Source organism: Mycobacterium angelicum (assembly GCF_002086155.1).
Classification (GTDB): Bacteria; Actinomycetota; Actinomycetes; order Mycobacteriales; family Mycobacteriaceae; genus Mycobacterium; species Mycobacterium angelicum.
On record NZ_MVHE01000022.1, the window covers coordinates 47,078 to 68,817 of the forward strand.

The window sequence follows — 21,740 nt, forward strand, 5'->3', positions numbered from 1 at the left end:
CGATGAGGCGGTTCAACGATCGCGCCGCTGCCGGAAGGCGATTGGCGTCACACCTGGATTTCCTGCGTGGTCACGATGTCGTGGTACTCGGGTTGCCGCGCGGCGGAGTGCCGGTCGCCTACGAGGTCGCCAAGGCGCTGAAAGCCCCCCTCGACGTGCTGCTGGTGCGCAAGCTGGGGGTGCCGTTCCATTCGGAAGTAGCCTTCGGCGCCATCGGCGCCGGCGGTGCGCGGGTGATCAGCGACGACGTTGTCCGCGAAGCGCGGCTCAGCGAAAAGGAGATCGCTGCGGTCGAAGATCGGGAACGGGCTGAACTGCAACGCCGTTCGAAGCGCTACCGCGGCGACGATCCCCCGACGGCACTGAACGGACGGATCGCGCTGATCGTCGACGACGGCATCGCGACCGGCGCGACCGCACAGGTCGCATGCCAGGTTGATCTGTTCCCGTGTTGTAGGTCCACGGTTGTGAGAGTCGAGGGCAGAGTGATCATCAGGAGGTCACATGCCCCGCATGTATTCGTCGTCGGTGCGCCGGCAAATCGTTGTTCGGCTGCGATCGGGTGAACCGGTGGCCGCCGTGGCGGTCGATACCGGGATATGCCAGGCCACATTGTTCCGCTGGAAACGTCAGGCACTCATCGATGCCGGAGTCATCGAGGGCACCCCCAGTGTGGAGGCCGACGAGCTGGCGGCCGCTCGCAAGCGTATCGCTGCGTTGGAAGCCGAGCTGGCCTTAACCCGGGACGCCTGCGAGCTGTTTGATGACCAGGCGGTGGTGCCCCCAAAACGCCGACGCGCGATCGCTGAAGGGCTGATCGCGCGAGGTCATTCAGCCCGATCCGCCTGCCGGATAACAGGATTAGCGCGTTCCTTACTCCAATATCACCGGCGTCGCCCTATCCCAGACCGCGAGGTGCGCCGGCTCATCGTGGCCGACACGATCAGCGAGATCCACCAGCGATCGCGCGGCACCTACGGGCGCCGGCGAGTCCGAGCCGCGTTGCTTGCCGACTACGAGATGAACGTCAACCTCAAGCTGGTCAACTCGATCATGTCCGAGCAAGGCCTGTGTGGGTTACCGCGCCCGGGACGGCGTAAGCCCAATCTGATCGGTGTCGACACACCTGTTGACCTGGTTAATCGGCGCTTCATCGCCACTGGCCCCAACGAATTGTGGTGCACCGACATCACCGAGCATCCGGCCCGCGATGGCAAGGTGTATTGCTGTGCGATCCTGGACTGCTTCTCGCGCATGATCGTAGCCCGGACCTTCTCCACGACCGCTGACACCGCACTGGTCAATAATGCGGTTAACATGGCCGTGGGAAACCGAACACGAAGTGGCCCAACAATTCTGCACGCCGACCACGGCACCCAGTTCACGTCTTGGAGCTTCGGGGAGAACATGCGGCGATGGGGCCTGCTCGGCTCGTTCGGCACGGTGGGCGACTGCTTCGACAATGCGGCCATGGAGTCGTTCTGGGCCAGACTCCAGGTCGAACTACTCAACACCCGCAGATGGGCCACCACCATCGAGTTGGCTGCCGCCATGGCCGATTACATCGACAACTTCTACAACGTCGAACGGCGCCACAGCTACCTCGGTAACATCAGTCCGACAGAGTTCGAAACGCTCTGGACGTCCACCTATTCGATCCCTCAGCTCGCATAACCACGGCTCGAAACAGCGGGGACAGATCAGGTGGCCCGCGCCCAGGGAGCCAGCAGAGTCGTGCTGGCGACACCTATCGGTCCCAGCGACACCGCAGAACTGTTCGCCGGATATGCCGACCAGGTGGTGCTGCTGGAAACACCCGTCCCGTACTTCGCGGTCGGCCAGGCATACCGCAACTTCGACCAGACCTCCGACGACGAGGTGATCGCCCTGTTACGCAATGCCCGCAACGGTTTTCGGGCGATTCCCTGGCACCCAAACGGGGTTGTGGTTTCGCGCACGGCAGCCGAAGCAGCCGGCACAGGTTCACCGATCACCTCGGACCTGCCCTGTTCAGTGATGCAGGCGGGTGACCGCAGCGTGCGTGCTGGCCTGGATATCCGTTGACGTCAAAGCAAACAGCTGATTCGCCAAATCGGACAGCGCGCGAGCGATCGCCAGCTCGTCGCCGATCTGAGCCACCGGTTCGTCGGCCGGATCGAGTCGCGAAAGCCCCACACCGACGAATGTCTGGTCCGCCCAGGCCATTCGCGCCTTGGCGCGGGTGCGCTCGTCACCCTCTTCGATCAGCACATCGATCTGGCACGTCTTGGTGTTATCGCATGCGGTCATCCGAGCCTCCTTGTCTCACAGTTGATTTCAGCCAGTACCAGGCCGACGACTTCGGGTACAGCGCGTTCGACCTGAGGTGTCAGTCCGATGCCGTGACCGATATCGGCCACATCGACGGTGAATATCTGAAGTGCGGCGGGGGCGCGGCGAAGTGACTGGCCGAGCGCGTACGTGCGGCCGATATCGATGCTGTGCGAGCTCAGGCCCTGCGCCACGCCGGCGACGTCGCCCAGGGCGCAGCGACGCACTCGCCCCGCGGTCAACGCAGTCGCCATGGCGGCATCGATCACCACGGCCAGGCCGGCGCCCAACCAGGCCTCGACCAGAGCCATGGGCTCCACGATGTCGGTCACCACACGGACACCGGGCAATCCCCGTTCATGTAGTGCGGTGGCGGCGGCAACCCCCACACCGTCGTCGCGGCGGTAGCGATTTCCCAGGCCTATCACGACGATTCCGCCGGTCACGTGCGCTGCACTGTCAGAGACAGGAAGTGCGTCGAGCACGAGATGCACGGGTCGTAGTTGCGGATCACCCGCTCGCACAGTGCGCTGAGCGCGGTGTCCTCGAGTTCGAGGTTCTCCGACACCACCCGCGCCAGCGCGGCTTCGATGGCAGCCTGGTTCTGCGACGTGGGCGGGATGATCGTCGCAGCGGCAACCAGCCCGTCCGCCCCGATGCGGTATCGGTGATAGAGCAGACCGCGGGGTGCTTCGCTGACGCCATGTCCGACGCCGGCGCGAGCCGGGACATCCATGAATGGGCGCGACGGCCGCTGGTACTCGTCGATGATGCGCAGCGCCTCCTCGATCGCGTAGACCACTTCTACGGCGCGGACCACGATACTGCGGAACGGATTTCGGCATGGCGCCGAGAGCCCGGCCCGTGCGGCGGCCTGCGCCGCTACCGGCGACAGCGCCGACGAGTTCAGCGAGTAGCGCGCCAGCGGCCCGGTCAGATAACGGCCGCCATCGAGTGTCGCGTGCAGAGCCGTGGAGTACGGCACCTGAGCTTCGACGACGTGGCTGGTGAATTCGGCCACCGGAAACGGCTGACCGGCGCTGCGTGCGATGGTGCCGTTTTCGATCGGGTATTGGCCCGCGGCGGTCAGTGCAAGAAACTCGTGGTCGAGGTCGAGATCGGGGAATTCGAAGCCGGCTACCCACTCGACGGTGGCCAGTGCGTCGTCCAGCGCCCGGCGCAACTGCTCGGCTATCGGTTTGAGCTCCAAACGCGTTGGCACGGAATAGAATCCGCCTAGGCGTAGGTTGACCGGATGTATCGCCCTGCCCCCGACGAACTCCATCAGGCGATTGCCCGACTTTTTCAGTTCCAGCCCACGTTCGACAACCTCGCGGTGATCTCGGGACATGCCGATGATGTCGTCGTAGCCCAGGAAATCCGGGGCGTGCAACAGGTAGATGTGCAGGACATGGCTATGGATCCACTCGCCGCAGTACAGCAACCGGCGCAGGGCCACCAGGTCGGCGTCCGGCTCGACACCACACGCCTGTTCAATCGCGTTGCAGGCGCTGACCTGATAGGCCACCGGGCAGATTCCGCAGACCCGAGCCGTCAGATCCGGCGGCTCGGTGTGGGCGCGTCCGCGCAGGAAGGCCTCGAAAAACCTCGGTGGCTCATAGATATTGAGCTGGACGCTTTCCAGGGCTCCGTCTTTCAACGTAACGTGCAGCGCCCCTTCACCTTCCACTCGCGTTATGGTGCCAACGCTGAGCGTGCGGTCGCGCGGGGTCATGCCTGCCTCCGCTCGCCGGCGAACCGTGCGACGTTGAAGGTCGAGAACACCCGGTCGGTGTCACCGTCGGACATTCCATCGCGGCGCAGTAGCGGGATGAGCGTCGCCACTTGCGGCGCCGCGGACGGACCGAAACATCCGTAGCAACCGCGGTGATGTCTGGGACACAGTGCCCCGCAGCCGGCGTGAGTGACCGGCCCCAGACAAGGGATGCCGTCGGCGACGACAACACATGTCACGCCGCGAAGTTTGCATTCGGTGCACACCGTTTTGGCCGGCAACCGTGGCTTGCGCCCGATCAACAAGGCCGCGAGCGTATCGAGCAGCTGCCCGCGGTCGATGGGGCAGCCCTGCAGCTGGTAATCGACCTTGACGTGAGCCGACGCCGGAGTCGAGGTGGCCAGCGTGTCGATGTATTCCGGCTTGGCATATACGACCGACGCGAATTCCGCGACGTCGGCGAAGTTGCGCAGCGCTTGCACTCCCCCGGACGTTGCGCAGGCGCCGATGGTCACCAATAGCTTTGACTGGTCCCGGATTTCACGGATGCGCCGCTGGTCGTGCGGGGTGGTGATCGAGCCCTCGACCAAAGACACATCGTAGGGCCCATCCAGCATGGCGCTGGACGCTTCGGCGAAGGTGGCGATCGTCACCTGGTCGGCGAGCGCGAGTAGCTCGTCCTCACAGTCCAGCAGTGTCAGCTGACACCCGTCACAGGAAGCGAATTTCCACACCGCCAACGTAACTGGGCTCATCTACAGCTCCTTCACCCGCAGCAGCGGTCCGGCGACGTCGTAGCCGACGACCGGACCGTCCCGGCAGAGCAACAGCGGACCCAACTGGCAATGTCCGCACCAGCCGACGCCGCAGTGCATGTTGCGCTCAAGCGACACTCGAATATCCTGGGGTGCAATGCCTTTGGCGGTCAAGGCGTCAGCGCCGAACCGCAGCATCGATTCGGGTCCGCAGAGAAACGCGCTGGTGCGACCCGCCTCGAGCGCCAGCCGGCGCAGCGGTTCGGTGACCAGTCCCACCTCCCCGCTCCAGCCTTGCGTCGGCGCGTCGACGATCAGGTGCACGTCGATCCGTGGGTCGTCGGCCCACGTTTGCAGTTGAGCGGCGAATACGAAGTCGGCCCGCGACCGGGCACCCACGACCAGCATCACCTTGCCGTAGCGTTCGCGCTGCGCCAGCGCGCCGAGGATCGCCGGGCGCAGCGGACACAACCCCACGCCGCCGGCGACCATGACCAGATCGCGGCCGACGACATCGGCCAACCCCCAGCTTGTTCCGAAGGGCCCGCGCATCCCGATGATGCTGCCCGGTTGAGCGTCGTGCAGGGCACGGCTGACCGCGCCGACCGCGCGAATGGTGTGGGTAATGGATCCGTCGGTGACCGTGGGATCGCCACTGATCGAGATAGCAGCCTCCCCGACGCCGAAGGCGTACAGCATCATGAACTCGCCGGGCTCCGGTGAGCGCACCGCCTCGCCTACCGGCTCCAGGCATAGCGTCGCCGAATCCGGGCTCTCCACAACACGACTGCGCACCCGATACGGCAGCGGGGCCATGGCCGAGGGAGCCTGCGTGGCCGCCGTCGTCCATTCAGTCATTGCCGGCCATCTTGTTCATCTCCGCGGTGATGTCGATGCCGGTGGGACACCAGGCAATACATCGCCCGCAGCCAACGCAGCCGGACATGCCGAACTGGTCGTGCCAGGTGCCCAATTTGTGCGTCAGCCAGTGCCGATAGCGCGATGCGCCGGACTGACGGACGCTGCCCCCACCGTGGACGTAGGTGAAGTCGAATTCGAAGCAGGATGCCCAGTGCCGCCATCGTTCGGCGTGGTCACCGGTCAGGTCGCTGACGTCTTCGGTGGTGGTGCAAAAGCACGTGGGACACACCATCGTGCAGTTGCCACAGGTCAGGCAGCGGCTGGCCACCTCCTCCCACTGATCGGATTCCCGCGAGTCGGCCAGTAGGCTGCGCAGATCGGCTTCCGGCATGTGCCGACCCATCTGGTTCGCGGCGTTCGCGACATCTTCACGCGCGCCAGCGATTTCGGCATCGGTCGCCTGCTGCGGCGCCAGCGCGGCAATGACGTCGGCGCCCGCTGGGCTACCGACGTCGACGACATAGGTCGGCTCCCCGCCGTCGAGGCGCTCGGTCAGCGCCAAATCGTAACCGGGACCCACCGCGGGCCCGGTGCCCATCGAAGCGCAGAAGCAGAGCCCGCCGGGTTCGGTGCAATTCACCGCGACGACGAAGATCTGTCGGCGACGGGTGACGAACGAGTTGTCGGGATAGGCGCCGCCGCCGAGCACCCGGTCGAGGGTCGCGATCGCGGCAAGGTCGCAACCGCGCACACCAAGGAATGCATACCGCGGCGTCTCTGGTACGGGTTCGTCGTCGGCGCACCCGTTGCGGGTGCCCGCCCATAACCGCTCCCGTTGCGGATGCAGAAACTGTTTCCACGACTGAGGCCCGGCCGAATGCCCGAACGCCGCACGGTCGTTGCGGCCACGCACGCGATAGTGCCCCGGGCTCACCTCCACGCCCCAGCCGTACGGAAGGTCGCGCGCGGTTTCCAGTTCTGCGAGCACAATGGCGTTGTCGCGCAACGTCGGACCGACTACGCGATAGCCTCGCTCGATCAACACGTCCACCAGGCGGTGCAGGCCGGCCGGGTCGAGCAACCCAGCGACGGAGTCTTCGTCGTGTCCGGTCACCGACACATCATCCGTCCAATCCAGGTGCGCTGCATAGCACTTTTACCCGTCAATACTCACCACGTGATCGTCAATGCCAATTCGTCCGGCCGCCATGTTCCTCCAAGCAGGCGATCTCGTGCTCCCACTGCGCGTCGCGGGTTCGATTTAGTCTCGACCGCACCGCACCGCGCAGCCAGCTGACCGCCAGACCGACGACCAGCAGCACCGTCATCGCGCTGAGTACGGCATCGCCCACCGCACGCCAAGTCGGGATGGGCGGCGGAGTCAGGTTGCCGGCGGAGTCCACCCAAACCTGGATGCGGTCGCCTGATTTGACCGGGCTGCGGTGTTCGAACGAGCCACTGCGCTCGTCGGCACCCACCGACCACTTTGCCTGCACAACAGCCTGATTGGACTCCCGATCGAGGGTCACGGTCGCGTTGACGACTGTTGCCGTGACCGTATGACGCGTCTGCGCCTGCTGGTCGTACGACCGCCACCGCGCGCTGTAGACAGACGCGGCCACCACACCAGCGACCGGTATGGCGACCAGCGACACCACCAGAGCCAGCACGATGACAAACGCTTCGATGCGGTCGGCACGCCTGAGCAGCGGGTTGCGCCCAACGATGCGCACGATCAGCCAGGTGTGCGGATCCACGGTGAGCGCGTCTTCATCGGTTCGATCGGACATCGCTTGGTTCCGGATCAGTCAGCCACTCAACGGTTTCGGAGAATGCACGTCGCGGCGTCGCCGGCAACGGATCGGCGTTGATCGGAGCCCAGCCCACCCGCAGCAGCATCTGCGGATAGCTGTGGTTGCCGAAAACGTCGGCGCGCACGGCCGCACGCGTCTCGGGGATCTCCAGGGGTTCGGTGACCGGGCAGCTGGCCAGCCCCATCGCTGTCGCGGTGAGGAGCACAACGCTGGTGGCCTCGCCGGCGCGCAGCTGTGCCAAGCGGTCGTCGGTGCGCGTTCCCAGTGCGAGAACTACGGCGGTGTCGTCATCGGTGAGTTCGTTGCGAGGCATGGCCAGCGTAGGGGCGGCGAAACGCCGACTCGGGATCGCCGCGGCCGGGTCCGATGCCGGCGTGTTGCGAGCCGGGACACCAGCCTCCGAGGCATGCCGCCCACTCCAAGTGGCAAGCTCGCTGATGTATTCGGGATCCGCGGCGTGTGTTGAAACCGACTGCGACACAATCGCATTCAGCTTGTCCATCGCTTCGACTCGATGCAGCGCCACCCCATTGCGGGCGGCCCGCGCGGCCATCAGGGCGATGTCGGCGACCGGGACCTCCCAGAAGCCGTACTGTCGGCGATCGGTTCGGCGCCGCGGTATCGCCGCGGCCAGCATGATGTCGAGCTGATCGGGTGCTTGCGGGGACACCTCGATCGCTGCCAGGTGATTGGGATCAGCCGGATTCGGCAGCCGGGACACCCTGGCCTGCCACCCGGTGGCCGCCAGCGCGATGATGCAGTGATTCAGCGCCGCGCCACAACTCAACAACAGGTCGCGACCCTCTGGATCGGTGTGGGGCAGTTGCAGGCTGGTATCGGAATACAGATGCAGGCTCGACTGGCCCACGCGCCAGCGCCACGGTTGGGTGTTGTGAACCGACGGCGCGCGAGAAGCCAGCGTCAACACCGTATGGATCGTGCCTGCATCTGGGAAGAATGCGCTCATGACTTGAGTTCCTTTCGAGCCAGGAAGTCCTGCTTTCGACAATCGCCCGATCCGAGCGCCGATACGAGAGCACGCCGTCCTTTATGGACGGGACTTTGTGCCATTACCGGAACGCTCGATTCGCTCCCCGGGCTAGGCCGCGGCGGCAAGTGTTACCTCGACGGATAGGTGCTCACCGACGGCATAAACGGCCGGCCAGTCAGCAGCCAGCGCAGCACGCGCCACATCGTCGACCCATGATGTCCGTCATCACCGGATCATGGGCATTCTGAGCGACTATCGGGCACGACGTCAGTTCCAGGGGTCGACCAGGCCGACGCCTGTTCCGTCGAAGTGGCGAGTATTGCGGGTGGCCACGGTCGCGTGCCGAGATGCAGCGATGCCGGCGATCTGCACATCACGAATTTCAACCGCGCGCCCGACTCGTCGTTGGGTGGCGGCGATGGTCCCAGCGGCAATCGCAGCCGTCAGGTCGAAGGATTGCACACGACCATCGAGGTCTTCGTCGAGAAGTTGAGAAAAGGTCTCGTCGAGCCTCTTGCGTCGGTGGCTTGGCGTCAAAAGTTCGATGGCAGTGCGTATCTCGAATACTGTGACCGATGTCGTCCAGATTGATTCGGTGGGCTGAGTGTCGAGCCATTCCACGACGGCCGGATCGGGCGTGTCCCGCATCAGCGCGGAGAGCACGTTGGTATCGAGCACGATCATGATTCGTTGAAATGTGCCGGCTGGACAGGCTGTCCCCGCAGTTCGGGTATGTCCTCGGTCAAGCCCCTGCCTTTGAAGCGTGACGCGATACGAGACCCGAGCCGCCCGGGGGGATTGTCGACGTTGCGGACCGCGTTCCGGATGATTTCGCGCGCCTCTTCCTCAGTGCTGCGCCCGTGCTGACGGGCTAGCCGCTGCAATTTGGCCTTGGTGTCGTCCTCAAGTTGACGGATGAGAATCTGCGCCACGTCGCGATGCTATCATGATAGCGTTCATCCACCGCGGCCGAGCCCAGCCAGTCGGGGCCGCTTTTCGTCACAGTGACCGATGCCCGAGGGGCTGATGGCGCTCGACGCTGATCCAGAGGTCGTTGGGTTGTGTTCAACAGTTTTGGATCCACTGGCCAAGATGACGCCCGACATCTCCTGACTACTTTGTGCGTCGCCGCGACGGATCTGTTGTAGTGGTCGACGTTCGGGAAGATGATCGGTCTCTGATACCGACCGTGAGGTGTTTGATCGATCAGCGACGACGTGTGGAACCGTGGGCACGGACTAGGGCAGGCATGTTGTCGCGAAGTTGTCGTACGAGGCCGGTATATTTTCTGGCATGTTCCAATACCCGGATCAGCAGAAGGTCATCGACGACCTTGGCGACAAGTTCCTCTTGGCCTTCGCGAAAGCGGTCGATACCGCGCGCAATGACCTCACTGCGTTCGAGCAATTCCGGCCCGAGTGGTTCGTGAACTTCTCCAAGCGCTTCGTGGCCAACTTCATCCATGAACGTATGTGGGCCGGCATGGTGCGGCAGCTCATCGACCACGCTGAAGTCACCATCGTCGACAACGAGCCCACCCGTCAGATTCACTTCGGCAGCAACTACGTGGTGCGGTTCAAACGCCATTCCAGCGCCCTGAAAATCGAGTCCTTCCCGACACCGGGCGCACTGGCATTCTGGACCAATCGCGCCACACTGCCCGATTTGGAGCTCATGACCTTGGCCATGGGCTATATCTGGAATCCCGATATCGGCGAGATCGGCGACGCAATCTTGTCGTTCCGCGATGGCAAGGACAACCCCATATGGTCGGTGACGTTGAACTCCAACGAGGGTGAATCCGCTACCGACATCACCTGGGCACCCGTACCGCCGGAGTTGCCGCAGCTCGATCTCAGCGAAATCGTGGACGACGACCAGAGTTCGGCGGATGAAGGATCATGACCAGGATCGGCGACGTAATTCTCACAGCCCGACGTGCCGCAGGTCTGACGCAGGAAGAACTCGCCACACGGCTGGGTATCACCCAGGCGGCGTTGTCTCGTTATGAGAATGACTTGCGTGAACCCGATGAGGAGGCCGTCGCGAAGATCAGCGAAGCCCTCGACGTATCACCTGAGTTCCTGACTCACGCGTTCCATCTCACGGGCGCGATCGCCGCCGATGCACACATGCGGCGCCAGAAAACTACGAAGGTCAGTGACTGGAAGGCAGCCGAAGCCAAGCTCAACCTCTACCGTATGCGCTCAGCGTTCCTGATGCGCCGTGTGCCGATCAATCCCACCAATCACATTCCGACGTTCGATCCCGACGACACGACGCCGGCCGACGCGGCGAAGATGGTGCGCGCCCAATGGCGAATGCCGATCGGTCCCGTGCGCAATCTGACCAGATGGATTGAGTCAGCAGGCGTGATCGTGATCGAAGAGCACCTTGGTACCAAGCGAATTGACGGCCTGTCGCAATGGGCAAGTGACTATCCGGTGTTGCTGTTGAATGCAGATCTGACCAACGACCGAAAGCGATGGACTCTCGCACACGAACTGGGTCATCTGGTCCTGCACTCCAACTACGTCGATCCCGACGTGGAAGCCCAAGCCGACGCGTTCGCCGCCGAGTTCCTCATGCCACGCCACGTCATCGAACCCGATCTACGAGACCTGACCCCATCACGGCTGATTGCGCTGAAAAAGCAGTGGGGCGTGTCGATGGCCGCCCTCTTCGAACATGCATACCGGCTCGGCAAAGCAACAAGCACTGATCGGCAGCGGTTTTACCGCACTATGAACGCTCGTGGATGGCGCCGGAATGAACCCGCTGCCGGCGCAATCGCTGATGAGACACCAGAACTCGCCCGTACCATTGGTCAGACCCTCCTCAGGACGGCGGGACTGACCAAAGATGAGGTAGCACGACTTACCGGACGCCGGGAAGCCGCCGGCGAGGTCGTCTTCTTGCCGCCAGAGACCCACTTGCGAGCTCTCTAGAAATTGGATGCGACTCTCGTGCAACGCGATTGGTGACGAAGTTCCCGCCTACATCCTCGGACAACGCAAGGCTCAACGGGGTTTCTTCCACGTGAGGGCGTAGCGCCAAAGCGGGAGTCGACGCCACGCCGACCGGGGAAGGACATCCTCCGCAGCCTGTCGAACTTGCGAATAGGTGTGAGGGAGAAATCCAGCAGCACGGGTGCGGTGTGCTGCCAGTAGCCCCGAGTTCGCGAGAAGATCTGGTGCTGGACGCCGCCGACCGCATTCGCGGCGTAATCGCCGATGGTCGAGCTGCGCGCACAGCCGATGATCACGAGGGATCCGCCAGGGGCAGCGTCGGGTGACGTCTCGGCGCTACTGCCCCGCGTTCTGGGCCAGGTCAATGGCGTACTGGCTGACGAAGTGGCCGGCCTGGGCTCCCCCGTTGCACGAGCCGTCGGATTCACCGGGACGCTTGATCCACAGATAGGCATCGGCGTGCGCGCCCGCAGTAGCCGTAGTGGGCGGGGTGCCCAGGGCGCGACCGCTCGGGTTGCACCAGCTGAGCGCTCCATCGGGCGCGGGTCCAGCACCGTTGCGCCCGGTGTCGATCACGTAGTGCGATCCGCCCGTGAGCCCTGAGACCGCCTCGCCGTAGCCGGTCTCCTCGTCGGTGGTGAAGAAGTTCGAAACATTGAGGCTGAAACCCCGCGCGTGGCCGACACCGGCCTGGTTGAGCCTGGTGGCGATTTCCTCGGCGCTCAGCCAGCGCGAGTGTCCGCCGTCGACATACACCGCGGCGGCCGGGTCGCGGGTCAGCGTGTCGACCGCGTAGCGGATCAGATCGAAACGTTCCTGGCGCTGGTCAGCCGACAGGCAGTCGGCCATGTCGAGTGCGTCGGGTTCGACGATGATCGCGGCCGGCGAGCCGCCCAGCCCCGATGAGACGGCATCGATCCACTGCTTGTAGTCGGCGCCTGACGCGAACCCGCCGGATGCGTAGCTGCCGCAGTCGCGATGCGGGATTCCATAGAGCGTCAGAATCGGCATGCTGCCGGCGGCCTGGGCCGCGCCGGTGTACCGCGCGACCGTGCCGCCGACCGAACCGGCCGGAAATGCCTGGTCGATCCAGTAGGCCTGCGGCGTGGTGGCGATGGCCGTGAGCTGGGCGTTCCCCGGATTGGCGTTGTGCGCGGCCATGGCCGCCGACGCCGGGTCGACGTAGAAGGGCTGCCCGGCCAACGGGTTGGACGCATCGACTAGACGCATCGCCGGGGCCTGCCCGACCTGGTGCGGGTCGGCTACCAAGGCCGTGCCGGCAACGGCGGTAACCGCCATGAAGGGAACCATCCAACGCGCAAGTGCACCAGCAGCTGAGGAGATCACCCCGAAGAAGATAGTGGGGCGACGCGGAAAGCGCCAACTATCTGGGATGACGGTTGCTACCCGATCGGCGCGGCCGCGGCATCAACCGCGGGCGGCGGACACGATGCGAGCAACCAGCTTGCCGCTGCGGATGACCTCAATCGTCTGCCCTGCCGCAACTTGATCGAAATAGCGCCCTGCCCGCTTTCGTAATTCGTCGAGTTCGATGGGACCACCATCGTCGGTCGGGATCGGGGCCATCCTAGAGTCACCGGCCGATACGATCCGGGCCAGTAACTTGCCGCCCCGGACGACGTAAATCGTTTCGCCCGCCTCAACCCGATCGAAGCACCGCCCGGCCCGGGTGCGCAGTTCGTCAAGCCCGACCCACCCGCCGGCGTCCCGCGCCACTTTCACCGATCGCGCGGGAATCGGGGCCACCCTCCAGTCGCCGACTGACACGATGCGTGCCACCAATTTGCCGCGACGGACAACATCGATCGTCTCCCCGGCGGCAACCCGCTCAAGATACGTGCACGCGTTGCTCCGAAGTTGGCCTAGGCCAATCACTTCCCGCATTTCGCTCCGATCGCTGCGTGCGCAGAGCCGCACAGCATCGCCTCTAGTATATGACTGTACGTGCGGTCAGTGTCAACTGTTCCGAGCGTGGCGCGGTAGCAAGCCGGCACGGCCACACTGAAGCGGAATCCCTTCTATACCAATATGATTGATCGTTCAACCAGCGATGCAACCGGTCCGGCGGCCGGAATTGTCGTCGACCCGGGCGTCGGGGTGGTTCAGCGCGGCGGCGCCAGCATGTCCTTCCACCCGTCGTCCCCCGTTTTGGTCGAGTTCTCGACGGAGTATCTGACGCCGTCGGGCCCCACCAGTTCGCCGCTCTGCGGGTTGTACATCGCGGTGGCGGGGCCGCCCGGGGTGTAGACACACGGGTTGGGCTGTTGCCCGTTGCACAGCACGGAACCCGTTCCCGGACGCGACAACGGGTCACTGATCGGTGGCGGCGTCCCCGGCACTCGATCGGCCGGCGCCGGGTTCATGCCGTTGTCTACCGACGGGGCTGGGATGACGATGCCGGGCTTCACCGGTTGATCGCAGCGCGCCGCAGGCGCTGGACAGGTGAGGATTTGGTTGGGGTCGCCGTACCACGGGTTGGTGCCGGCCGGCTCATATGGCTTGGTGGAACGGCACTCTCGCGGCGTGGCCGCCCGCTTCCCAGGGACGTCCACACACGGCAGGTTGCGCGCGCCGCGCACGGCGTTGGCCGGAGTCTCCTGCGGGATCTTGCAGTATGTTCCCGACGGCATCGGCGCGAGGCTGGTATCCGCCGGAGACCGCCACTGCGGAGCCGGCAGAAAGCCGGTCAGACACGGCGGGGGCTGGTTGATGGTCAGCGCCGTGTCGAGCGTCGCGTAACCGGGGAAAGGTGCCGTCACCGTCTGGCCTTCCGCGGCACCCTGCGGATAGGCGACCAGTAATTGCTCGACGCCCTTGTGGTAGCGCTTGAGCATCTCCAGCACGATCTCGAGATTGGCCAGCGTCTGCGGCAGCGACTCGCGGACGTCGCCGAACACCGCGTTGACCTGATCGGCCGTCGGCGCCGCCTGGGTCAGGATGCGTTGCACGTACTGGTCGTTTTCCGCACTCTGCGCGGCCAGCACATTGAGGTTGTGCGACCAGCGTTTAATCGCCTCGCTGGAGTTGACCTGGCTGTCGATGATCGGCCCGGAGTTCTGGATGATGTCGTTGACATCGCCGATGTTGGTCTTGAAGTCGCCGGCCAGCGCCTGGGTGGCATCGACCAGTCGTTGCAGTGCCGGGCCCAAACCGCCGACGGCCTGGGCTGTTTCGTCGAGCAGCGTGGCGATCTTCTCCTTGGGCAGCACGGCCAGCCCGCGGTTGGCGGCGTCCAGCGCCGGCCCGATCTCGGTCGGCACCGTCGCCTTGGTGATGGTCTGTCCCGGCGAAAAGTATTTGCCCGGATTGCCTTCCGACACCAGGTCCAGATATTGCTCACCGACCGCAGACACCGAATGGACGTTGGCCGACGCGTCAATCGGGATCTGGTAGCGGTTGGCGATACTCATCGTCACCTCGGCGCCCGTCTTGGTCGGCTCGACGGCGGTGATCCTGCCGATGGTTTCACCGCGATAGGTCACGTTGGCCGTCCGGTACAGGCCCCCCGACCTGGGCAGGTCCGCCTTCAGCGTGTACTGGCCGATGCCGAGCGCGGTGGGAATCCGCAGGTAATACCAGCCCAGTGCGATCGCTGTGACCGTGCTGATGATGCCGAACAGGATCAGCTGGCGCCAAACGAAGCGGGTCAACATTGCCTATCCGCCCTTTCGACCAGCGGCCCGTCGGGGACGGCGTTGGGGTTCGGCGTGTACCGGACGTCGGGAATCATCGTTTCGGGGTCGCGGCCCCACGATTGCTCCAGTGCGCGCAGCGCCCCGGAGAATCCGGTCCCGGTGAGCACGGCATTGTCGACAGCGCTGAGGGTCAGGTCGAGCGTCAGCGACAGGTTGAAGTAGTCGCCGCGGAACGACTTGGGTACGGCGTCGATGTCGAAGGGGCGCACCAGGATCAACTTGAGCGCGCGGATCAGATACGGCGACGCACGTCCGAGTTCCCGCAGTGGGCACTGCAGGGCCAGCATGTCTTGGTGGATATTGGCCCGGGAGTCGGACAGGTATTGGTCGGCGACCCGGCTGAGCCCGCCCACGGCGTTCACCGCGTCGATCAACAGGTTCTGTTTGTCGGCGAAATGTTTGAGCAGCGGCGGGAATTCGGTGAGCACCCGGTCCAGAACGTCCGCGCGGGAACCCACGTAGGTCAACAGCCGGTTGGTGGAATCGATGGCTCGGGTGATGTCGTTGCGTTGCTCGTCGAGTTGCGCGGTGAAGGTGTCCAGCTTGGTGAGGAAGGCCCGGATCTGGTCGGCGCGTCCGTTCAGGATGTTGTACAACTCGTTTTGCAGCACTTCGAGGTTCGGGATGCCGCCGCCACGCAAGATCAGGGCCAGACTGGCCAGCGTCTGCTCGGTCGTGGGGTAAGTGGACGAATTTTTCAGCGGGATGGTGTCGCCGTCCTTCAGCGGCTCCGGTGAGGGGTTAGGTGGCGAGGCCAGCTCGACATGCTGAGAACCCAGCAGGCTGGTCTGCCCGATCTTGGCGGTGGCGTTCTTGGGTAACTTAACGCTTTTGTCCAGACTCAGGGTCAGGGTGGCGACCCAGTTCTTCAGCTTGATCGCGTGCACCGTTCCGACGAAGACGTCGGCCACCCGCACCCGACTGTTGTTGTTGAGCGCCAACGTATCTGGCATCTGCACATAGACGGTGTAGGAGCCGGGCCCGCTGCCGGGACCGCCGGGCATCGGTACGTTCGCGATTCCGCGCCAGCTCGAGCAGGACGTCAGGGCCAGCCCGGCGACCAGTAGTGCCAGCCACTGCCAGGCCCGGTGTCTGGTGCGCGCGGTCAACCCGCGCAGCGCGCTCACGAACCCGCCTCGGCCGGTAGCGGTGATCCAGCAGGCACGGGTGTGGGTGCGACCGGTCCCGGGATCACACCGGGTCCCGGTGGGGGCGGCGGGATCGGCACTTGCGGGGCCTGCAAGCCGATCGGCGGCAACACCGGGTACTGGTCGTACGCATTGGGTGGTCCCGGCGGGGTCTGCAGCCCCGACTCCGGGGGCGCGATATCCGGGCCGCCCATCAATTCGGCCAGGGATTCCGGCGTCAGGAGGCCACCCGTGATGGGCCCGACCAGGGTGCCCTGCATGCCCGGCGCCACCACCCATCCGGGCTGGGTGTTGCGGTGCGACAGCGGGGTGTCGGGCACCCAGATCCCGGGCACCGTGGTGTCTTTGTAGCCGTTCGGCGGCTGCAGCCTTGGCTCGGAGTAGGCGACTTCCTTGGGCAGCGTCTCGGCGGTGCTGAACAGGTTGAGCCCGAACGGCAGATAGTTGAACTTGATGGAATCGAGAATCGGCGACAGGTATTGCGCACACAGTTCGGCGGATTCTTGATAGCCCAGCCGGCTGCCGGCCTGAATCATGCTGCACATGAACTGCATTGGGTTGGCGAAGTTCGGGATCGCCGGAATCGACATGAGGGTGCCGTGCGACGGGTGATAGATCTGGCTGAGGTTCGTCTCCAGCGTCGGCAGGACGTGCAGGCCGGTCTCCAAACCGTTCAGCGGTTCGGGCTGGACCAGCGTGGTGGTCAGATTGGCCAGATTGTCGATGTCGTGCGTGAGCACCTCACGATTCTTGGTCAGGAACGGGCGCAACGTGGAGAGCAGGCCGTCGAATTGCTTTATCGCATCGGCCAATTCGCGGTCCGACCCGGTCAGCTTGTCGGTGAACTGGGCAAGGTTGGTGTTCAACGCGACGAACTGCTGGTCGTCCCTGTGCAGGGCGTCGACGAAAAGCGCCAGGCTGTGCACCACCGCGAAAAAGTCGCCACGGCCCTCGTTCAGCGCGGACAGTGACCGCGACAAGCTGTCCAGCGTGGTGTTGATCTGCTTGCCCTTGCCCGCCAGACCGTCGGCGAAGCTTTCGATGAGGTCACCGAACGGGCCTTTGGGCTGCTCGGGTGTAGGCCCGAGTTTGGAGATGATGTTGGCGACGCTGTCGCGCAATTCGTCCCACTCCGTTGGCACCTGGGCGCGCTCGATGGGGATCACGGCGTTGTCGGCCATTACCGGACCACCTTTGTAAGGCGGCTCCAGCTGAATGCTGCGCGACGCCACCAGCGTTGGGTTCACGATCACCGCGGACGCGTCGGCAGGGACCTTGTACTTGTTGCTGTAGTGAAACGTCACCTTCATCTTGTTGCCCGCGGGTTCGATCTTGTCGACCGAACCCACTCGAACGCCCATGATCTGGACCTTGTCGCCGGGATAGAGCGCGTTCGCCTCTGGGAAATAGGCGACCACGGTGTTGTTGGTCAACGCCTGGTAGAACTGCCAGCCGACGTAGCCGGCGACGACGACCAGCACCACCACCAGCCATCCGATGACGGTTCGCAGGCGCGGTTTGCCGATAGCGACGGTGCTCAATTCTGGTTACCTTCCGTGATGCCGCTGCCGCCCGTACCGCCCGGGTTGATGAACGGGGCCGGCAGCTGCGGTCCGGGTCCCGGCGGCGCGGGCGGCCCGGGCGGCAGGCCCGGTGCGAAAGTCGATGGCGGCGCGGTTGGTCCGGCGGGTTGCAGGCCCTCGGTGCGCGCCCCAGGCGGCGCGTTGGGCGGCAACGGCACCGGGGTTCCCGGGACGTCCGGAGGGGCCTCGCCCGGCCGTCCGGCAATCGGGATTCCCGGTGCCGGCGGCAAACCATTGGGGTTGGGTGGCGACGTCTGCACGTCCAGTGGTGCCGGGAAACTGCCACCGAAGGGTCCGGCGTCGACGCCCGCGCACGGCATCGGATTCCACGGCCGCGGCAGCGCGTCGGGCGCGGGCACGTAGGAACACGCCGTTCCCGGCGGGACGGCCGGTCCCGGGTGTTCCGGCGTTCCTTCCAGCACCGGAGGTGACGGCGGCGGTGCCCCGTTGGGGAACCGGGTGCCGTTCGGGTCGGGCCACCGGAACGAGGGCAGGCCGGCGCTGCGCCAGAAGTCCTCGGGGTCGATACCGCGCTTCTTGAAGGCGGCGTCGACGAACGGCTGCAGGATCCAGTAGGGCAGCAAATTGGACAGAACGATCTTGAAATACGGCCCCGACGCGACGGACTCCCCCAGCGATGCGGCGAATTGACTTACGTACGTGAGGGTTTGAGCCAGGTCGTCTTTGCGTGCCACCAATAGATCGCTGAGGGAACGCAATTGCTCCAGCACGGGATTCAGGTTCGGGTTGTCGTTGATGAATCCCTGCACCTGGGTCGACAGCGCGGAGATGTTGCCCAGCAATGCGTCGATGGCCTGCCCGCGTTCGTTGAACGACGCCAGCAGCGTCTTGGCGTTGACCAGTAATCGGTTGACTTGTTCGCTGCGGTCACCCAGAACGCTGGCTACTTTGTTGGCCTGAGCCAGCAGGTGCTTGATCTCTTCGTCGCGTTTGCCGATGGTGTCGGAGAATTTGGCGAGACCGTCGAGCGCGGCGCTCAAGTGCGGGTAGGTCGTATCGATGGTTTGGGACAGCACGTTCAGCGACCGCTTGACGGTGTCGATGTCCCAGCCGGTGGCCGCCTTGGTGACGTCGAAGGCCGCATCGTAGAGCTGATACGGCGTAGTGCTTTGGCCCAGCGGCAACATCCCCCCGGGCCGCAACGTCTGGTTTCCGCGCGGCTCGATCTCGAGCACCTTCTTGCCCAGGATGGTGTCGGTCTTGATCGCGAGCCGGCTTTCGGTGCCGATGGTGTTGGCGCCGAGAGAGAACTTCACCACGACGTGGTCGCCGTCGATCTCGAACGCCTCCACCTTGCCGACGTTCACACCGGAGATGCGCACCTTGTCGTTCTTGTTCAGTTGACCGGTGTCGGTGAACTGCCCGTAGTAGCTCGGACTGGCGAACATCATCGGGACACTGGTGAAGCTTTGGCCTACGGCAACGACGAGCGCCATCACGGTGACGCCCATCAGCCCGACCCGGCCGCGGTTGAAGTCAGTGAGTGTTCTCATTGCGGCGTGCACCTGCCGGTGGGCTGCTGCCAGAGCCGGACCGTGCGGACCGGGCCCCCAGGCTGTAGGCCGTTCCACTTGATCGTGAGGTCGCAGACGTAGAAGTTCACCCAGTCGCCATAGAGGCCGATGCTGCGTCCGATCAGGTTGAGCGCGGTGGGCGTCTTGTGGATGAGATCGTTGAGCTGATCGCGTTGGTCAAGGAGTGGCTGCTGCAGAGCCTGCAGATAGTTGATCTCCTTGTGCAGCAGCGTGCGATTGTCGGCCAGCAACTCGGCGACCGTTCCGGCGGCGTTGCTGATGTGCGCGGTACCCGCGGCCAGGGGATCGGCGTGGTTTTTCAGCCCGGTGATTAATCGTTCGAAGTTGTCGACGGTCTGGTCGAACTCCTTGCGATGTCTGACCGTGGTGTCCAGCACGATGTTGAGGTTCTTGACGACTTCCCCTATCGCCTGGTCACTTTCGGCGAGGTGCGCGGTCACTCGCGCGGTCTGGTCGAGGATGTCGTTGATGGTGCCGCCCTGGCCCTGGAACACGGTGATGATGGCCGAGGTGATGGTGTTGACCTTCTTTGGATCCAGCGCCCGGAACAACGGCTTGAAACCACCGATCAGGGCATCGAGATCCAGAGCCGGTGCAGTCCGGGACAGGGGGATGAATCCCCCGGCCGGCAGGATTCGGTCGGCACCCTCACCCTCGCCGCGTTTGAGCTCCAGGAAGCGATTGCCCAGCAGATCGAGGTAGCGGATTTGCGCGGTCGTCGACTGGTAGAGCGGGATCGAGCGGTCGACTTCGAAGTCCACCCGCACCCGGGTGCCGCCGTCGACCAACTGCACCTTCTTCACCTTGCCGACCTCCACTCCGGAGGCGCGGACGAATTGGCCGTTGCGCAGCCCGCTGCCATTGCTGAACTCCGCGGTATAGCCGTTGGTGTCGTTGAAACGCATCTGGGCGAACACCACCACGATCGACACCGTGATCAGTAGCAGCACCAGCGAGACGATGCCGAGTTTGATTGCGGTGCCGGTGATTTTCATGGGTTGATCGTGTTGTCCCCGACTTGACGGCCCCACACGTACTCGATCGCGTACGGCGAACCCGTATCCACATGGTTGTAAGGCGCGAGACTGGCGCCGGTGTCGACCACCAGAGTCGGTGCCGGCCACAGATCACGGGTGAGGGGCTGCCAGCAACCCGGCGCACCTCCCGGCCCGCCGCGCGCGTTCACCCGCGGCAGATTGTCCGGGTACACATAAGGATTCGGTGCCCCGCCCACCACTCCGGCGAGCCCCAGGAGTCCCTGGGTCAGCACGGTGCCGGCCAAGCCCGGAAGGGTCAGGATGCCGCCCAGCCCTGAGGTCAGCTCGGTCATGGTTCTCAGCGAGTAGCCGTTGCCGCCGCCCGTCGTCGCATAACCCAGGGGCTCGGCGTCGTAGTAATTGCGGATGGTGCAAAAGAATTCGGGACTGTAGGTGTCGAGCAGCTGGGCGGTCGGCACCAAATCGGCGGCCCCCCGCTGCAGGTAGGGGCCGCCACGGGCGAAGATGTCTTCGCCGGTGTTGCCCAGCCCGGTCGCGGCCAACAACGCCGCATCCAGCTCGGCCTCCTGCCGGTGCAGCGTGCGAGCCGTGACCACGGCGTTATTGAGGGCGTCGAGCAGATCCGGTGCGGCGTTGGCGTAGGTGTCGCCCAGGGCCGCCAGCCGCTGAATGTCATGCCGTATCTGGGGCATTTGCGGATTGATGTCGTCGAGGATGGCGTTGCCGTTGACGATCGACTGCCCGAACTTGTCGCCCAGCCCGGCCAGCGCCTGCGCGGCCGCGGCCAGCGTCAGGTTCACCTTGACCGGGTCCACCTTCTCCGCGATCGAGACAAGGGTCTCGAACAACGCATTGAACTCCGTCGTCACCGTCCCGGCGTCAATCACATGCTGCGGGGTAATCCGTTCAGCCGTAGGATCTTTGGGCGAGGTCAACGAGACGAACTTGTTACCGAACACCGTGGTCGCCTTGATGTCGGCGTCCACATTGGCCGGAATCAGCTGGATATACTTCGGATTAACGTCCAGGGTGAATTTGGCCACCGGCACGCCGTCGCGCTGAATCTCCGAAATGCTTGCCACCCGGCCGATTTCCACCCCGTTGTAGGTGACCTTCGACCCGGGATCCATCACCAAGCCGGCCCGGGGCGCCACCATCGTCAAGTGCGTCTTGGGGGTGAGTTCGCCGCGAAATTGGAACCACACAAACGTCAACACCCCCAGGGCGACGACGAAGAACACCACCGTCGCGGTCTTATACGGCGGGATCCGTGGCGGGTTCTGCTTCACCGGGTACGTCATGGC

At 64.5% G+C, this 21,740-nt stretch carries 22 protein-coding genes and 1 pseudogene; 5 read left to right on the forward strand and 18 right to left on the reverse strand.

Annotation, left to right across the window (positions count from 1 at the left end; genetic code table 11):
- Window positions 1-2 precede the first annotated feature (2 nt).
- The 3 genes and pseudogenes from BST12_RS15115 to BST12_RS30900 form a co-directional block, all read left to right on the forward strand.
- A pseudogene (locus BST12_RS15115) lies at window positions 3-437 on the forward strand (phosphoribosyltransferase); the annotation flags it as partial.
- 133 nt (window positions 438-570) lie between these two features.
- The gene (locus tag BST12_RS15120) at window positions 571-1,674 is read left to right on the forward strand and encodes an IS3 family transposase (RefSeq protein ID WP_245850327.1); all 1,104 of its coding nucleotides are present in this window, start codon (window positions 571-573) and stop codon (window positions 1,672-1,674) included.
- A 60-nt stretch (window positions 1,675-1,734) separates the two neighbouring features.
- Window positions 1,735-2,064: a hypothetical protein gene (locus tag BST12_RS30900; RefSeq protein WP_083113933.1), complete on the forward strand. Its 330-nt coding sequence runs from the start codon at window positions 1,735-1,737 to the stop codon at window positions 2,062-2,064.
- On the opposite strand, the gene BST12_RS15130 is transcribed toward BST12_RS30900, so the two are convergent.
- From BST12_RS15130 to BST12_RS15175, 10 genes are all read right to left on the reverse strand, one after another.
- Complete coding sequence (locus tag BST12_RS15130; protein ID WP_083113934.1) at window positions 2,011-2,289, reverse strand: DUF1876 domain-containing protein; 279 nt, start codon at window positions 2,287-2,289, stop codon at window positions 2,011-2,013. The genes BST12_RS30900 and BST12_RS15130 overlap by 54 nt on opposite strands.
- The gene (locus tag BST12_RS15135) at window positions 2,286-2,756 is read right to left on the reverse strand and encodes a hydrogenase maturation protease (RefSeq protein ID WP_083113935.1); all 471 of its coding nucleotides are present in this window, start codon (window positions 2,754-2,756) and stop codon (window positions 2,286-2,288) included. Before BST12_RS15135 ends, BST12_RS15130 begins: the two co-directional genes overlap by 4 nt.
- Window positions 2,753-4,045 carry a Ni/Fe hydrogenase subunit alpha gene (locus BST12_RS15140; protein ID WP_083113936.1) on the reverse strand — a complete coding sequence of 431 codons (1,293 nt, stop codon included), beginning with the start codon at window positions 4,043-4,045 and terminating at the stop codon, window positions 2,753-2,755. The genes BST12_RS15135 and BST12_RS15140 overlap by 4 nt, the downstream gene beginning before the upstream one ends.
- The gene (locus BST12_RS15145) at window positions 4,042-4,800 is read right to left on the reverse strand and encodes an NADH-quinone oxidoreductase subunit B family protein (RefSeq protein ID WP_083113937.1); all 759 of its coding nucleotides are present in this window, start codon (window positions 4,798-4,800) and stop codon (window positions 4,042-4,044) included. Before BST12_RS15145 ends, BST12_RS15140 begins: the two co-directional genes overlap by 4 nt.
- Window positions 4,801-5,658, reverse strand: coding sequence for an FAD/NAD(P)-binding protein (locus BST12_RS15150; protein ID WP_083113938.1), 858 nt, complete (start codon window positions 5,656-5,658; stop codon window positions 4,801-4,803).
- Window positions 5,651-6,775: a 4Fe-4S dicluster domain-containing protein gene (locus BST12_RS15155; RefSeq protein WP_372511067.1), complete on the reverse strand. Its 1,125-nt coding sequence runs from the start codon at window positions 6,773-6,775 to the stop codon at window positions 5,651-5,653. Before BST12_RS15155 ends, BST12_RS15150 begins: the two co-directional genes overlap by 8 nt.
- Window positions 6,776-6,845: 70 nt before the next feature.
- Complete coding sequence (locus BST12_RS15160) at window positions 6,846-7,451, reverse strand: Rv1733c family protein (RefSeq protein ID WP_083113940.1); 606 nt, start codon at window positions 7,449-7,451, stop codon at window positions 6,846-6,848.
- A complete protein-coding gene (locus tag BST12_RS15165) occupies window positions 7,432-8,442 on the reverse strand; it encodes an Acg family FMN-binding oxidoreductase (RefSeq protein ID WP_083113941.1) in 1,011 nt (336 codons plus the stop codon). Before BST12_RS15165 ends, BST12_RS15160 begins: the two co-directional genes overlap by 20 nt.
- A gap of 291 nt (window positions 8,443-8,733) precedes the next feature.
- Window positions 8,734-9,150 carry a type II toxin-antitoxin system VapC family toxin gene (locus BST12_RS15170; protein ID WP_083113942.1) on the reverse strand — a complete coding sequence of 139 codons (417 nt, stop codon included), beginning with the start codon at window positions 9,148-9,150 and terminating at the stop codon, window positions 8,734-8,736.
- A complete protein-coding gene (locus tag BST12_RS15175; protein ID WP_083113943.1) occupies window positions 9,147-9,398 on the reverse strand; it encodes a FitA-like ribbon-helix-helix domain-containing protein in 252 nt (83 codons plus the stop codon). Before BST12_RS15175 ends, BST12_RS15170 begins: the two co-directional genes overlap by 4 nt.
- 361 nt (window positions 9,399-9,759) lie before the next feature.
- Between BST12_RS15175 and BST12_RS15185 the strand changes: the two genes are divergently transcribed.
- Window positions 9,760-10,371: a hypothetical protein gene (locus BST12_RS15185; protein WP_083113944.1), complete on the forward strand. Its 612-nt coding sequence runs from the start codon at window positions 9,760-9,762 to the stop codon at window positions 10,369-10,371.
- The gene (locus tag BST12_RS15190) at window positions 10,368-11,414 is read left to right on the forward strand and encodes a helix-turn-helix domain-containing protein (RefSeq protein WP_083113945.1); all 1,047 of its coding nucleotides are present in this window, start codon (window positions 10,368-10,370) and stop codon (window positions 11,412-11,414) included. The genes BST12_RS15185 and BST12_RS15190 overlap by 4 nt, the downstream gene beginning before the upstream one ends.
- Before the next feature lie 357 nt (window positions 11,415-11,771).
- Here BST12_RS15190 and BST12_RS15195 read toward each other — a convergent pair whose 3' ends face one another.
- The 8 genes from BST12_RS15195 to BST12_RS15230 form a co-directional block, all read right to left on the reverse strand.
- The gene (locus BST12_RS15195; RefSeq protein ID WP_211281280.1) at window positions 11,772-12,746 is read right to left on the reverse strand and encodes a glycoside hydrolase family 6 protein; all 975 of its coding nucleotides are present in this window, start codon (window positions 12,744-12,746) and stop codon (window positions 11,772-11,774) included.
- 117 nt (window positions 12,747-12,863) lie between these two features.
- The gene (locus BST12_RS15200) at window positions 12,864-13,340 is read right to left on the reverse strand and encodes a type II toxin-antitoxin system Phd/YefM family antitoxin (protein WP_083113946.1); all 477 of its coding nucleotides are present in this window, start codon (window positions 13,338-13,340) and stop codon (window positions 12,864-12,866) included.
- 218 nt (window positions 13,341-13,558) lie between these two features.
- Entirely contained in the window at window positions 13,559-15,109 is a 1,551-nt protein-coding gene (locus BST12_RS15205) for an MCE family protein (protein ID WP_083113947.1), read from the reverse strand.
- Window positions 15,103-16,278 carry a virulence factor Mce family protein gene (locus BST12_RS15210; protein WP_083113948.1) on the reverse strand — a complete coding sequence of 392 codons (1,176 nt, stop codon included), beginning with the start codon at window positions 16,276-16,278 and terminating at the stop codon, window positions 15,103-15,105. Before BST12_RS15210 ends, BST12_RS15205 begins: the two co-directional genes overlap by 7 nt.
- Window positions 16,275-17,840 carry a virulence factor Mce family protein gene (locus BST12_RS15215; protein WP_083113949.1) on the reverse strand — a complete coding sequence of 522 codons (1,566 nt, stop codon included), beginning with the start codon at window positions 17,838-17,840 and terminating at the stop codon, window positions 16,275-16,277. Before BST12_RS15215 ends, BST12_RS15210 begins: the two co-directional genes overlap by 4 nt.
- Window positions 17,837-19,396 (reverse strand): virulence factor Mce family protein, encoded by a 1,560-nt coding sequence (locus tag BST12_RS15220; RefSeq protein WP_083113950.1) that lies wholly within the window; start codon window positions 19,394-19,396, stop codon window positions 17,837-17,839. Before BST12_RS15220 ends, BST12_RS15215 begins: the two co-directional genes overlap by 4 nt.
- Complete coding sequence (locus BST12_RS15225) at window positions 19,393-20,433, reverse strand: virulence factor Mce family protein (RefSeq protein ID WP_083113951.1); 1,041 nt, start codon at window positions 20,431-20,433, stop codon at window positions 19,393-19,395. The genes BST12_RS15220 and BST12_RS15225 overlap by 4 nt, the downstream gene beginning before the upstream one ends.
- Complete coding sequence (locus BST12_RS15230; protein ID WP_083113952.1) at window positions 20,430-21,737, reverse strand: MCE family protein; 1,308 nt, start codon at window positions 21,735-21,737, stop codon at window positions 20,430-20,432. The genes BST12_RS15225 and BST12_RS15230 overlap by 4 nt, the downstream gene beginning before the upstream one ends.
- Between the last annotated feature and the right edge of the window lie 3 nt (window positions 21,738-21,740).

Excerpts from the sequence above, each read along its gene's own strand:
- BST12_RS15185 (WP_083113944.1), top strand. The coding sequence starts at position 9,760 with ATGTTCCAATACCCGGATCAGCAGAAGGTCATCGACGACCTTGGCGAC.
- BST12_RS15140 (WP_083113936.1), bottom strand. The coding sequence starts at position 4,045 with ATGACCCCGCGCGACCGCACGCTCAGCGTTGGCACCATAACGCGAGTG.
- BST12_RS15130 (WP_083113934.1), bottom strand. The coding sequence starts at position 2,289 with ATGACCGCATGCGATAACACCAAGACGTGCCAGATCGATGTGCTGATC.
- BST12_RS15165 (WP_083113941.1), bottom strand. The coding sequence starts at position 8,442 with ATGAGCGCATTCTTCCCAGATGCAGGCACGATCCATACGGTGTTGACG.
- BST12_RS15145 (WP_083113937.1), bottom strand. The coding sequence starts at position 4,800 with ATGAGCCCAGTTACGTTGGCGGTGTGGAAATTCGCTTCCTGTGACGGG.
- BST12_RS15225 (WP_083113951.1), bottom strand. The coding sequence starts at position 20,433 with ATGAAAATCACCGGCACCGCAATCAAACTCGGCATCGTCTCGCTGGTG.
- BST12_RS15170 (WP_083113942.1), bottom strand. The coding sequence starts at position 9,150 with ATGATCGTGCTCGATACCAACGTGCTCTCCGCGCTGATGCGGGACACG.
- BST12_RS15200 (WP_083113946.1), bottom strand. The coding sequence starts at position 13,340 with ATGCGGGAAGTGATTGGCCTAGGCCAACTTCGGAGCAACGCGTGCACG.
- BST12_RS15220 (WP_083113950.1), bottom strand. The coding sequence starts at position 19,396 with ATGAGAACACTCACTGACTTCAACCGCGGCCGGGTCGGGCTGATGGGC.
- BST12_RS15205 (WP_083113947.1), bottom strand. The coding sequence starts at position 15,109 with ATGTTGACCCGCTTCGTTTGGCGCCAGCTGATCCTGTTCGGCATCATC.
- BST12_RS15230 (WP_083113952.1), bottom strand. The coding sequence starts at position 21,737 with ATGACGTACCCGGTGAAGCAGAACCCGCCACGGATCCCGCCGTATAAG.
- BST12_RS15195 (WP_211281280.1), bottom strand. The coding sequence starts at position 12,746 with ATGGTTCCCTTCATGGCGGTTACCGCCGTTGCCGGCACGGCCTTGGTA.
- BST12_RS15160 (WP_083113940.1), bottom strand. The coding sequence starts at position 7,451 with ATGTCCGATCGAACCGATGAAGACGCGCTCACCGTGGATCCGCACACC.
- BST12_RS15150 (WP_083113938.1), bottom strand. The coding sequence starts at position 5,658 with ATGACTGAATGGACGACGGCGGCCACGCAGGCTCCCTCGGCCATGGCC.
- BST12_RS15190 (WP_083113945.1), top strand. The coding sequence starts at position 10,368 with ATGACCAGGATCGGCGACGTAATTCTCACAGCCCGACGTGCCGCAGGT.